Annotated in this window: 13 protein-coding genes; 5 read left to right on the top strand and 8 right to left on the bottom strand. The window is 50.9% G+C overall.

Annotated elements, in window-relative coordinates:
• Positions 1–17: 17 nt before the first annotated feature.
• The 8 genes from ACO0LN_RS08690 to trpS form a co-directional block, all read right to left on the bottom strand.
• Complete coding sequence (locus tag ACO0LN_RS08690; RefSeq protein WP_422972818.1) at positions 18–857, bottom strand: universal stress protein; 840 nt, start codon at positions 855–857, stop codon at positions 18–20.
• A 108-nt stretch (positions 858–965) separates the two neighbouring features.
• Positions 966–1,853 carry a helix-turn-helix domain-containing protein gene (locus ACO0LN_RS08685; RefSeq protein ID WP_422972816.1) on the bottom strand — a complete coding sequence of 296 codons (888 nt, stop codon included), beginning with the start codon at positions 1,851–1,853 and terminating at the stop codon, positions 966–968.
• 30 nt (positions 1,854–1,883) lie between these two features.
• A complete protein-coding gene (locus ACO0LN_RS08680; protein WP_422972814.1) occupies positions 1,884–2,267 on the bottom strand; it encodes a response regulator in 384 nt (127 codons plus the stop codon).
• A 228-nt stretch (positions 2,268–2,495) separates the two neighbouring features.
• Positions 2,496–3,137 (bottom strand): response regulator, encoded by a 642-nt coding sequence (locus tag ACO0LN_RS08675; RefSeq protein ID WP_422972812.1) that lies wholly within the window; start codon positions 3,135–3,137, stop codon positions 2,496–2,498.
• A 111-nt stretch (positions 3,138–3,248) separates the two neighbouring features.
• Positions 3,249–3,704, bottom strand: coding sequence for a universal stress protein (locus tag ACO0LN_RS08670; protein ID WP_422972810.1), 456 nt, complete (start codon positions 3,702–3,704; stop codon positions 3,249–3,251).
• 132 nt (positions 3,705–3,836) lie between these two features.
• The gene (locus ACO0LN_RS08665) at positions 3,837–4,721 is read right to left on the bottom strand and encodes a dienelactone hydrolase family protein (protein ID WP_422972808.1); all 885 of its coding nucleotides are present in this window, start codon (positions 4,719–4,721) and stop codon (positions 3,837–3,839) included.
• Entirely contained in the window at positions 4,722–5,948 is a 1,227-nt protein-coding gene (locus tag ACO0LN_RS08660) for a winged helix-turn-helix domain-containing protein (RefSeq protein ID WP_422972806.1), read from the bottom strand.
• 53 nt (positions 5,949–6,001) lie between these two features.
• Positions 6,002–7,021 (bottom strand): tryptophan--tRNA ligase, encoded by a 1,020-nt coding sequence (gene trpS, locus ACO0LN_RS08655; RefSeq protein ID WP_422972805.1) that lies wholly within the window; start codon positions 7,019–7,021, stop codon positions 6,002–6,004.
• Between the two features lie 299 nt (positions 7,022–7,320).
• On the opposite strand from trpS, the gene hemC reads away from it, so the two are divergent.
• The 5 genes from hemC to ppa all read left to right on the top strand — a co-directional run bounded on the left by hemC (position 7,321) and on the right by ppa (position 12,089).
• Positions 7,321–8,268: a hydroxymethylbilane synthase gene (gene hemC, locus ACO0LN_RS08650; protein WP_422972803.1), complete on the top strand. Its 948-nt coding sequence runs from the start codon at positions 7,321–7,323 to the stop codon at positions 8,266–8,268.
• Between the two features lie 12 nt (positions 8,269–8,280).
• Positions 8,281–9,054, top strand: a complete 774-nt coding sequence (locus tag ACO0LN_RS08645; RefSeq protein ID WP_422972801.1) for a uroporphyrinogen-III synthase — start codon at positions 8,281–8,283, stop codon at positions 9,052–9,054.
• On the top strand, positions 9,051–10,211 hold the full coding sequence (locus tag ACO0LN_RS08640) for a uroporphyrinogen-III C-methyltransferase (RefSeq protein WP_422972799.1): 1,161 nt from the start codon (positions 9,051–9,053) through the stop codon (positions 10,209–10,211). The genes ACO0LN_RS08645 and ACO0LN_RS08640 overlap by 4 nt, the downstream gene beginning before the upstream one ends.
• 4 nt (positions 10,212–10,215) lie before the next feature.
• Positions 10,216–11,412, top strand: coding sequence for a heme biosynthesis protein HemY (locus ACO0LN_RS08635; RefSeq protein WP_422972797.1), 1,197 nt, complete (start codon positions 10,216–10,218; stop codon positions 11,410–11,412).
• A gap of 134 nt (positions 11,413–11,546) precedes the next feature.
• The gene (gene ppa / locus ACO0LN_RS08630; RefSeq protein ID WP_422972795.1) at positions 11,547–12,089 is read left to right on the top strand and encodes an inorganic diphosphatase; all 543 of its coding nucleotides are present in this window, start codon (positions 11,547–11,549) and stop codon (positions 12,087–12,089) included.
• Positions 12,090–12,093: the final 4 nt, after the last annotated feature.

The following is a 12,093-nucleotide window of genomic DNA, read 5'->3' as shown; positions in this document are numbered from 1 at the left end:
AGATTCTGATGAGCAGCCTAGTGCGACATCAGCACTGGCAACGTCATGCTTTGCAAGATGGTTCGGGTGACACCGCCCATGATCATTTCACGGAAGCGTGAATGACCGTAGCCACCCATGACCAGCAAATCATTGTCCTGATCGTGTGATAGTGACAGCAGCGCATTGCCTATGTCAGTCGAAGTTTTATGCACGCCAACTTCTACCTTGATGCCATGTCTTGCCAGGTACAGGGCAATATCGGCACCTGGTTGCTCACCATGGCTGTCTGGTACGGCCTTGGGATTGAAAATCGCCACATGTACAAGCTCTGCGCGGCGCAGCAAGGGAATTGCATCGGTGATGGCACGGGTGGATTCACGGCTGGCATCCCAGGCAATCAAGGGGCGTTTTGCAACTGAAGTGATGTCGCCAACATAAGGAACGATCAGGACAGGGCGGCCTGAATTCATGATCAGATACTCAGGAAAGTCGGGCAAAACCGAAGGTGAGGGTTCGTCACGGTTGGTCTGGCCTATGACCACCAGATCGCTATACCTGGCTTGAAGGCCAACGCCACCACCGGCTTCATCATTGGCGATCATGCTTTCATAGGAATTGACGCCTAAAGCCTGGGCTTGTCGGTTAAAGTTGGCAACAGCTTTTTCTGCGCGTTCGTGCAAATAACTGAGGTGTATGCTCAGATTGGGATCGTTGGTGCTGATATTGCCATCCTGATAGATAAAACGGGAGACACCGGTGACGGCGGTTCCTGTCAGATGCGCTTCGTCAGCCTTGGCAATTTCTGCCGCAACACGGATACGGAAGTTGGAACGTTCAGATTCATCAACATGAACCAGTATGGTTTTGTACGGCATGTTTTACTCCTTGATGTGCAATCCGGGAAAGAAAACAAATACAAGTTCAGCAATCTTTTTGCCTTGGCAAACATGGCAAAAAGATGATGCTACTTGTTAAAGCTTACACTAATTTAAGGTAACAGCAACTTCTTTGCCCCATTGCGGCAGTAAATTCTTACCAACTAAAGCCGACACTTTTTCGCTGACCTTGATACGTGCCTTGGCTGGAGGCAGGCGACGCAGAGTTTTCAGTGCGGGCACATCGTTCAGGGCGATCTGACGCTGATCTACGCTGATCAGCCCCATTTCATTGAAGGCTGACAAGGTACGGCTAACAGTTTCCAAAGTCAGGCCCAGGTAGCTGCCTATTTCATGACGGGTCATGCGTAGATTGAAGGACTTGCCAGAGTAACCCAACTGGCTGAATCGTTCGCCGAGTGTCGTCAGGAAGCGGGCAACCTTGGCTTCTGCACTCAGGGCGCTGAGCATGCCTATCATGATCTGTTCACGTACCAGTTCGCGGCTCATGACGCTGAACATGGCTTGCTCTAGTTCTACATAGGTGCGGCCCAATGCAGAGAATGTCTTATAGGGCAGCAATATGATGTCACAGTCGGACAGGGCCACTGCTTCCGAAGCGTGGTGCTGGTTGTGTATGCCATCTATGCCGAGCAAATCGCCTTTCATGGGGAAGCTCAAGACTTGTTCGTTACCGTATTCGTCAAGCAGCACCGTTTTTAAAAAACCTGAATTGACAATGTAAAGAGTATCAAAATCCTGGCCTATGGTATGGATTCTCTGACCAGCTTTGAAGCGCACATGCTGAAACAGTACTTCTTCATCTGCTGACGCGGCTGGGGTAGGGATGCGCAAGAGTTCGCATACTTCACGCAGATTGGACCAAAGATTGCCATGACAACGCCAGCCAGCCTCATTGGAAATGGCCGGGAAGGCAGTTTTGCTGGCAACTGAAGGCAGGCTGCTGTTACTGGTAATGAAGGCTGCAGTAGTCATGATATTTCCCTTATAAGGTAAGGACATTGATTAATTGATTTGATGATTTGAATCTGGTTGCTGCCAGCGCAGCAGATAATCTTGTAACAGGCTAAAGTCCGTCGATTTATCAAGGAAGCCATCTGCACCAGCCCGCATTGCATGCAGACGGTTGTCTTCGGTCACATGATTTGTCAGTACTACGACTTTAATTCCGGGCTTGCTTTGCTTGATATTTTTCAATAATTGCAGTCCATTACCATCAGCAAGTTGTATGTCGAGTATCAAAGCGTCTGTATCATTGCCTAGCAGTGCCTGATAGGCGCTAACCATATCGCTTGCCACTCCCAGTACATGCATGCCAGGCACTTCTTCGACTATCCGTATCAGGCGGTTCTGAATCAGGACTGAATCTTCAAGGATGTACAGGTTCATTTGTCAATGCTGTGCTTGTTTGCTTAGGCTCTATTATCGTCAGCATTGGCTTTGATTTAAATCAGGAGATGCTGATTTGAACTGTCAGATTTGGCGCTGCCGGGGTAGGAATATTCCTAGAAAGCAATTTGCATGACGTGATACAGCGCCACTATCCCGCCTGGGATGGTGGTGCTGTATCAGAGGTAATTCAGATGTACTGCGGAAGAATGCGGAGGGATGGGCTGCTTACGCCTGTGGCTGCAGGAGATGGTGGGCAATGGCGTACTGCACCAGGTCGGACAAATTACTCATGTTCATCTTTTGCATGATACGGGTCTTGTGCGTGCTGACAGTCTTCACGCTCAGATGCAGGAGTTCACCGATTTCGGTAATCGACTTGCCTTTCACCAGATGAGTGAACACTTCAAATTCACGGTCAGACAGGCTGGTGTGCGGCTGGCTGTCATCCGCAGGCATGGCGCTCATGGCCAGTTGCTCTGCCACTTCTATGCTGATGTATGGGCGGCCAGAAGCAACTTTGCGCAAGGCGGTGACCAATTGTGTACCTGCACTTTCCTTGGTCAGATAACCACGTGCACCAGCGCGTATGGCGCGCACCGCATACTGTTCTTCTTCATGCATGGTCAGTATCAGTATGGGCAGTTTGGGGAATTCATCCTTGATCTGCCGTATCAGATCAACGCCGCTACGGCCAGGCATGGACAAATCCATCAGCAAGACGTCAAATTCAGTAGTCCGTACTTTTTCCAGGGTATCGAAACCATCTACTGCCTCGGCAACTACCTGTATGTCTTCTATGCCATCAAGTATGCGTTTCAATCCTTCACGCATGATGGTGTGGTCGTCAGCAATCAGGATACGGGTCATCGTTGTTGTACAAAGCGTTAGTCATGTTGAAGCTTGTCAGGTGTTGTGCCTGAGCAAGGTGAAACGCTATTGTACTGCAAGCCCCCGCTGGCGCGGGCTTAGTGATCGTCTTCAGTGATGCTTGATACGATGTACCAGTACAGGTATCAGACACAATGACAAGACTTTGGTGGTGACACTGCCGAGTATGAATTGGCCCAGACCGCTGCGGCCATGTGAACCCATGAAGATCAGGTCGCAGGCATATTCTTGCGCAGTGTGGACGATTTCCTTCGCGGTGGAATCGTTGAATTGTATGACTTCCTGATAAGCCAGACCAGCGGCAGCGGCGCCTTCCCTTAAAGGTTGCAGATAACTCTCTGCCAGGGTCTGCATGGCAGCCTGATATTCTTCTTCGGTCGGTCCGTTAGGCGGGAGTATATCTACATACAGCGGATACTGATAATTGCCCGCAACAAAAACAGCAACCACTTCTGCCTGTAATTGCTTGGCAAATTCCAGTCCTGCCGCAACGCAGGCATGTGACAATTCAGAGCCGTCAGTGGGTAACAAGATTCTGGAGTACATATCCTGTGCCTTTCATCGTTGAGCTTGTAACAAGTATGCTTCTTGATTGTTGCACCAGCTTTGATTTCAAACAAGCTATTTGATGAATTATTCAGCAATCATTGCACACTTTTTGCACACCCTATTGCATTACTATTGCGCACTCAAGTGCTGTTTGAGAAACAGCAGCATTTCTTTGTAGGCAAGTTCTTTGGCTGCCGGGTTGCTGCCCGTCGTCACCCCTTGTCCGGGATGCACGCCATTCGGCACATCCATGCGTTTGCGCACTGGCAGGTCTGGGGCATCAAAATCATGATAACTATCGGCAAAGACGCTGACCTTGACAGGCGAAGGCGCGAGCATTTTTTCAAAGCTCACGCAAGGGGCCGCAGGTGTCCAGTCATCTTCTGCGCCTATAAGGATCAACAAAGGTGACGCCAGGCGATAAGCAGGACGTGCTTTCAGGTAGCCCTGGCAGCCTGGGTAAAACGCCACGGCCGCCTTGGGGTAAAGATCATCCTTGCCTGCCGCTTTATGGGCAGTATTCAGGGAGTTCAGCGTGGTAGAACCACCATTCGACCAGCCGAGAAGGGCTATGTTTTTTGCATCAACAGTAGCTTGCTTGCCTACCCATTGCAAGGCGGCTTGCACATCCAGACGGCGGTTGTTGGTGCTGATATCGCGGTTTTTGTAGGCGCTGCTACAGATGCTATTTGTGCCGCGCGGGCGAAAACTGTCAGGCATCAACACGTTGTAGCCGTTCTCCTGCAATAGCCTGGCCATATTGTGATGTCTGGCATTCAGTTCCTGCTCATGTCCCTTGCGGGAGCTATACAAGCCACCACAACCATGCAGGGCAATGACGGTTGGCGCAGTGGCAGCATTGCCCCTGGCATGGAACCAGAAGGCCTCAAGCTGAACAGTCTGGCCGTCTTGCAAGTCCAGGCTGGGGAAGCTGATTTTCTCAGGAGCCTCACCAGCCATTGTCATGGAGCTGGCCAGCAGCAGGCTGATTAATAATGCGTATCGTGGAGACATTTAAATCAGTGCCTCCAACAAAGGTATCAACTCCGCTGAGCTACACCAAGTCAATTGCAAATCATGGCATTCATGCCATATGGCGAATTCGCGCAAAGTTTTTGCCAGGTCAGCCGCCAGGGCTTGAGAAACGCGTACGCCCGGTTCGAGATGCAGGGCCTTGATTTCCAGTATGCCTTCCTTGCGATGGGCTTTGGCGTCCATGCGCCCAATCAGGGCACCCTTGCGCAAGATCGGCAGGGTGAAATAGCCATAACGCCGTTTTGGCGCTGGCGTATAGCATTCAAGTTTATAGTCAAAATCAAACAGGTCTATCGCGCGTTTTCTGTCCCACACCACCGGGTCAAAAGGTGAAAGGATACGGGTGGCGGTAGCTTTCAGTTTGTTTTCGCCTGCCTGTTCCAGCAAATCGAGGCGATCGGGATGCGCATAAAACAGGGCCTCGTGCTGATCAACCGTAACAGGTATCAATAAGCCTTCTTTGACCAGTTGTGTTGTCTGGTTGCTGGCATCGGGTTTGCCCATGCGGAAATAATCGCTGATCCAGTTTGCCTTGCAAATACCAAGCGCACGGACGGATTGCAAGATCTGGGTGCGCTCGCAATGCAGGATAGGTTTCAGATGTTTTTTGTCATTCCATTTGGGATGTACACGTTCGCGTAAATCATAAATGCGCTGGAAATTATGGCGTTTGGCAACCATCAGTTCGCCAGTCGTGAACAACACTTCCAGTGAGCGTTTTTCCGGCTTCCATTCCCACCAGCCACCACTTTTGCCATCGGTGCGTTCAAAGTCTGCCGAACGGCTGGCACCATTTGCATGAATATGCTGGCGCACGGTTTCTACCTGCGCAGCATTTTCCTTGAGCCACTTGTGATTGTATTTCCAGCCCAGACCCTGTGGTGACACCATCTGATGCCGGTATAGACCGTAGTCTTCTATCGGTAAGAAGCAGGCTTCATGAGACCAGTATTCAAACAGATGGCCTTCTTCCAGCAATTCATGCAGCCATGCATGTGGATAATTACCCAGGCGGCTCCACAGCACCAGGTAAGGGCTGCGCGCAACCACGCTGATAGTGTCAATCTGCAATGCCTTCATATTGCGTATGCAGGCCAGCACATCCTGTTTGCCAGCTTTGCGCGGCGAAGGATTTAACAAGCCCTGTGCGGCCAGATGCAGGGCGCGAGCGGAACTGAGTGTCAGATGGAAATCAGTTGCGCTCATAAAATTTTCGCCCAGGATAACAGAGAGAACCGGGGCGAATCCCCCCCCGCAGATCAGAAGTGTTTCAAGCCGATTGCTGCCCTGACTTCATCAGTCGTTTGTGCAGAGATTTCACGTGCCTTGCGTGTGCCTTCTTTCAGTATTTGCAAAACCTGGCCACGGTCTTTGGCAAATTCTTCGCGGCGTTCACGTATCGGTTTCAACATGTCCTGCAAGATACCTTCCAGACGCGCCTTGACGATGCTGTCGCCCAGACCGCCACGGACATAATGGTCTTTCATTTCTTGCAGGCCGGCCTTGTCTTCATCGAAGGCATCGAGGTACATAAAGGCAACATTGCCTTCCAGGTGACCAGGGTCAGCCACGCGCAGATGCAGCGGGTCGGTATAGACATTGCGCACTGCAGCCTTGATTTCGGCGGGTGAAAAATTCAGGTTGATGACATTGCCCAGTGATTTGCTCATCTTGGCCTTGCCATCAACACCAGGCAGGCGGCCAATTTCAGGCACCAGTGCCTGGCATTCCACCAAAATCTCTTTATTTGCCAGACGGTTGAAGCGACGGACGATTTCATTGGTCTGTTCTATCATCGGTATTTGGTCTTCACCGACCGGCACCAGGCTGGCCTTGAAGGCGCTGATATCTGCTGCCTGGCTGACAGGGTATGTCAGGAAGCCGGCAGGAATATCGCGCTCAAAATTGCGCAGGGTGATTTCTTGTTTAATCGTCGGATTGCGTTCAAGGCGCGCTACCGTGACCAGATTGAGGTAGTAGAAAGTTAATTCTGTCAGTTCAGGAATTTGCGACTGGATCAGGATAGTTGATTTGGCCGGATCGATACCAACAGCCAGGTAATCAAGCGCCACTTCCATGACATTGTCATGAACCTTGGCCGGGTTTTCCATATTGTCGGTCAGGGCCTGGGCATCAGCCAGCATGATGTATTGTTCATACTGGTTCTGGAATTTGACGCGGTTGCGCAGGCTGCCTACAAAGTGGCCAAGGTGCAGGGGGCCGGTAGGGCGGTCGCCTGTCAGTATCAGGTGTTTTTTATCTTCGGTACCAGGGAGCATGCTAAATCCAGTTGGGTGATGCGGTGAAAAATAGCTAGTATACGTAAAAAAGCCGCTGAATCATGAGCGGCATGACGTATATCAAGGCGTGTTCTAGGGCTATGATGCCGTTTTCAGGCTGACTATGTCAAGTTTGACCAGGTTTGATGTGCTTCTATCCCCATTTCGCCGCTGCATTTAATTTAATTCACGCAAAACTATCATCTTGTCATCTGAATTACTTATAAAGTCATTTCCTGCAATGATAAAATCGTGCCTGGTTTTTGTATCCAGCTTTTACAGTTGAAAGTAGCCTTATTTTGACATCTTCAAGTTCTAAAAAATTGATTATTGCCTCACGCGAAAGCCGTTTGGCAATGTGGCAAGCCGAACATGTGCGTGACCGCCTGGCTGCACTGTACCCTGATTGGCAGATAGAGATTTTGGGCATGACGACCCGTGGTGACCAGATACTGGACCGCGCTCTGTCCAAAGTGGGAGGCAAAGGCCTGTTCGTCAAGGAGTTGGAGGTCGCCATGGCAGAAGGCCGCGCTGACCTGGCCGTGCACTCTCTCAAGGACGTACCCATGGATTTGCCCGAAGGCTTTACCCTGGCGGCAATTCTGGAACGTGAAGATCCGCGCGATGCCTTTGTTTCGAATGACTATGCTGGTCTGGACAGTTTGCCTGAGGGAGCAGTAGTCGGTACCAGCAGCTTGCGCCGTCAGGCCCTGATTTCCGCCCGTTACCCGCATCTGGTGATACGCCCGCTACGCGGCAATCTTGATACCCGCTTGCGCAAACTTGATAATGGCGAATACGCTGCCATCATCCTGGCTGCAGCGGGTCTCAAACGTCTTGGTGTACCTGAACGCATACGCGCCTGCCTGGCCCCTGAAGAAAGCTTGCCGGCAGCAGGGCAGGGCGCAATGGCAATAGAAATACCCGATAACCGGCCAGAGTTGCGAGCCATGCTGGCGGCCCTGAATCATACTGAGACTGCGCAGGCAGTAACGGCGGAGCGTACAGTATCCAAGGCCTTTGGTGGTAGTTGCCAAATACCGCTGGCAGCTTTTGCGACTGTCAGCCAGGGCCAGATGCAGATCCGGGCTATGGTTGCCACGCCGGATGGCACACGCATCGCCATGGCCGAAGTTGCTGGTGCCGCTGATCAGCCGCATGCACTGGGCCTGAAATTGGCACAAGCGCTATCTGCGCAGGATGCAGAAGCCATACTTGCAGTGTGCAAAGCTGAGATCACTGAGTGATATAGCCAAGACATGCAGAATCAAAAGGTCATACTGACGCGCCCACTCGCACAGGCTCAGGATTTTGCCAGGCAGGTGATAGCCATGGGGCGTGAGGTGGAACATTTCCCTTTGCTGGAGATAGCAGCACTGGAAGACAATACCGCCTTGATTGCACAATTAGGTCAGTTGCAAGACTATGCTCTGATAGCCTTTGTCAGCCCAAATGCCATAGAGGCTTTTTTCCGGCATCTGACGAACTTGCCAGAGAAGCTGACTTTTGCGGTCATGGGTGAAGGCAGCCGGGCAAAACTGGCCGAATATGGCGTGAACGACCAGACCTCGACCATTTTGCGCCCACGTAATCAATTGAAGACAGATTCTGAAACTCTGCTTGCCGAGTTGAATCTTGATGCGCTGCGCGGTCAGAAAGTATTGATCATCCGGGGTGAATCAGGCCGGGAATTATTGGCCGATGCCTTGCGTGCGTATGGTGTGGAAGTGGTGCAGGTAGCTGCTTATCGCAGGGTCAAACCAATATTGAATGATGAAAAAGAAAAGCATTTAACACAATTGCTTGAAACCGGGAATGACTGGGTCATCACCAGTTCTGAGGCTTTGCGCAATTTGTGTGACTATGTAGAGGCGTTGAAATTAAATAGTGGCGTGGCAAAAATGCAACGACAACATTTGCTGGTGCCACACAGCCGTATCGAAGAAACCGCACAATCTCTGGGGTTTCTGCACATAACCTTAACAGCTTCTGGCGACGAACAACTGCTTGTCGCGTTACAATCTCGTCTATGAGTGAACAGCAATCAAATCCCGACGCCGTCGTGACGGCAAATCCTGTCGATGCCCAGGTGCGACAGACCGCCCCAACTTTACCTGCAGAAGCGGCCAGGGAACCAGGCTGGGCCAGTCCGGCCTATCTGGTATCCGGTGTGCTCGCAGTTTTACTGGCAGCTAACTGGTGGTCATCGCAAAACCAGATCAGTGGTTTGCGTGAAGAAGTCGCCAAGAGACTGCAAACTGCCGATACCAATAGCAGTGAAACCAAATTGTTGGCGCGCAATGTGCAAGAGACTGCCAAGGAAATCCAGTCCAAGGTCATTCTGCTGGAAGGCAAACAGTCTGAGGCGCAAAGCCAGCAACTGGCTCTTGAACAGTTGTATCAGGACTTGTCCAAGAATCGCGATGACTGGGCACTGGCCGAGATTGAGCAGGTATTGGCAACGGCGAGCCAGCAATTGCAACTGGCCGGTAATGTGCAAGGTGCCCTGATTGCTTTACAAAATGCTGATGGCCGCCTGGCTAAATCGGACAAGCCGCAATTTATTTCCATACGCCGTGCGATTGCCAAAGACATCGAAAGACTGAAGTCTTTGCCTGCCCTGGATTTGCCTGGTGTCGCATTGCGCCTGGATAGTGTGATTGCCCAGATTGACCATATCCCATTATGGTCGGATGAAAAATCTGTGGTATCAGCAACACCACCAAAAGCGCCATTGCGCGTTTTGCCAAAATCTTCAGTCACTGCAAAAACAGAAAAGAAGACTGTCGATGATGTTGAAGAAATTACCTGGAGCATGCGCCTGCAAGATGGCTGGCAGAGTTTTTCCAGCGAAATGTGGAATGAAGTCAAACAGTTGATACGCGTGCGTAATGTAGAAACGCCGGATGTGCTGTTGCTGACACCATCTCAATCCTATTTCGCCCGCGAAAACCTGAAGCTGCGTCTGTTGAATGCGAGGCTGGCACTGTTGTCCAGGAATGAGAGTATCTTCAGGAGCGACATGATTGCTGCACAGGATGCCATCGGCAAGTATTTTGATACCCGCGCCAAGCAGACGCAGACTGTGCAAGCCTTGTTGCGTCAGGTGCAGGGTAGTAATCTGTCGATAGAAATGCCGACGTTGGGCGAGAGTCTGAATGCGGTACGTAACTATAAAGTGAAGCCATAAGAGTATGCGTATCTTTATCCGGCTTCTGATTCTTTTTGCGCTCGCTGTTGGCCTGGCCGTGGGCGCACGTTATAACCCTGGGAATGTGGTTCTGTTCTTTCCGCCTTACCGGATAGACTTGTCACTGAACTTCTTCCTGTTCCTGTTGCTGCTTACTTTTGTCGTTATTTATCTGGTTATACGCGCCATCGTCACCACCAGAAAAATGCCACGCAAAGTTGCCCTGTACCGTCAAAACAAGCGTGAAAAAGACAGCAACAAGGCCTTGCGTGAAGCCTTGAAGGCCTTGTTTGAAGGTCGCTTTGGTCATGCCGAAAAAGCCGCCATGCGCGCCACTGATTTGCCAGACAATGCTGGCGTTGCTTCACTCATCGGCGCGCGTGCGGCCCATCACATGAGCCAGTATGAGCGGCGTGATTCATGGTTTGCCGGTCTTGAGCAGGATGGCGCATACAAGGTTGCCCGCTTGGTGAGCATGACAGAATTGCTGGTCGATCAGCATCAGGCTGGCAAGGCACTGGAAGCAGTGCGTGAACTGAATGCTAATGGTACACGCCATATTCAGGTCTTGCGTTGGGCCTTGAAAGCCAATCAGCAGGCACAGAAGTGGCAGGAAGTATTGAAGCTGGTGCGCACACTGGACAAGCACCGCGCCCTGCATCCGGCGCTGTCGCAACGTTTGCGTGAGCTGGCTTATGAAGACTTGCTGAAGAACCAGGGGCATGATGCCGAATCCCTGCGCAGGGTCTGGTATGAAATCCCTCAGGCAGAGCGCAAATCGGCTTTTATCGCTAGCACTGCCGCAACCGCGTTCAACTCGCACGGCTTGTTTGACGATGCCCGTGGCATAGTCGAAAAAGCATTGGCAGAAGAATGGGATGATCGCCTCATGCGCGCTTACCGTGATGCCGCAGCATCAGAGGGATCTGCTGCCTTGTTATCACAAATTGAACATTGTGAAAAATGGTCAGAGCAGCATCCGACGGACCCAGAACTGGCACTGACGCTTGGTACACTATGCTTGCGTCAGAAATTATGGGGCAAGGCACAAAGGCATATGGAGCAAGCTCTGTCCGATGCAGTAGATCCGCGCACTGTGCGCGAAGGCAATCTGAAGCTGGCGCAGTTGCATGAGGCGCTGGGTCAGGCAGAAGAAGCTGCCAGCCATTATCGCCAATGTGCGATGGCAACCATGTTATAAGGATGCGGATTGTATAAACAGGCTGAAAGTTAAATTGTCATGCTGCCCTGTTGCGGCGCACAATTTTGCCTTGAAAAACTATATAATCCTGTTCAAACCATTTCTTCTATTGATACTTATACAGAAAGTGCAAGATGAGCTTGAATAAAGTACCAGCAGGTCGTGATCTGCCAAATGACTTCAACGTTATTATCGAAATCCCTATGAATGGCGATCCGATCAAGTATGAAGTCGATAAAGATACTGGCGCCCTTTTTGTCGATCGTTTCATGGGTACTGCCATGCATTATCCTTGCAACTATGGCTATGTCCCACAAACTCTGGCTGGTGATGGCGACCCGGTTGACGTATTGGTAATCACTCCTTTCCCGCTGATCCCTGGCGTGGTAGTGCGTTGCCGTCCTATCGGCATCCTGAAAATGACAGATGAAGCCGGTAACGATGCCAAAGTATTGGCTGTACCAGTAGATAAAATCCTGCCTATCTACACACACTGGCAAAAACCAGAAGACCTGAACGAATTGCGTCTGCGCCAGATCCAGCATTTCTTTGAACACTACAAAGATCTGGAAAAAGGCAAATGGGTTAAAGTTGAAGGTTGGGGCGGTCCTGACGATGCCAGGGCAGAAATTTTGGCCGGTGTAGAAAGTTTCAAAAAAGCTGAAGCCGAAGCTTAAGAGC

The organism is Undibacterium sp. TC9W (assembly GCF_049339865.1).
In the GTDB taxonomy this organism is placed as follows: domain Bacteria; phylum Pseudomonadota; class Gammaproteobacteria; order Burkholderiales; family Burkholderiaceae_D; genus Undibacterium.
The sequence above is the reverse complement of the archived record's forward strand: the minus strand, read 5'-3'. Positions and strand labels throughout refer to the sequence as shown.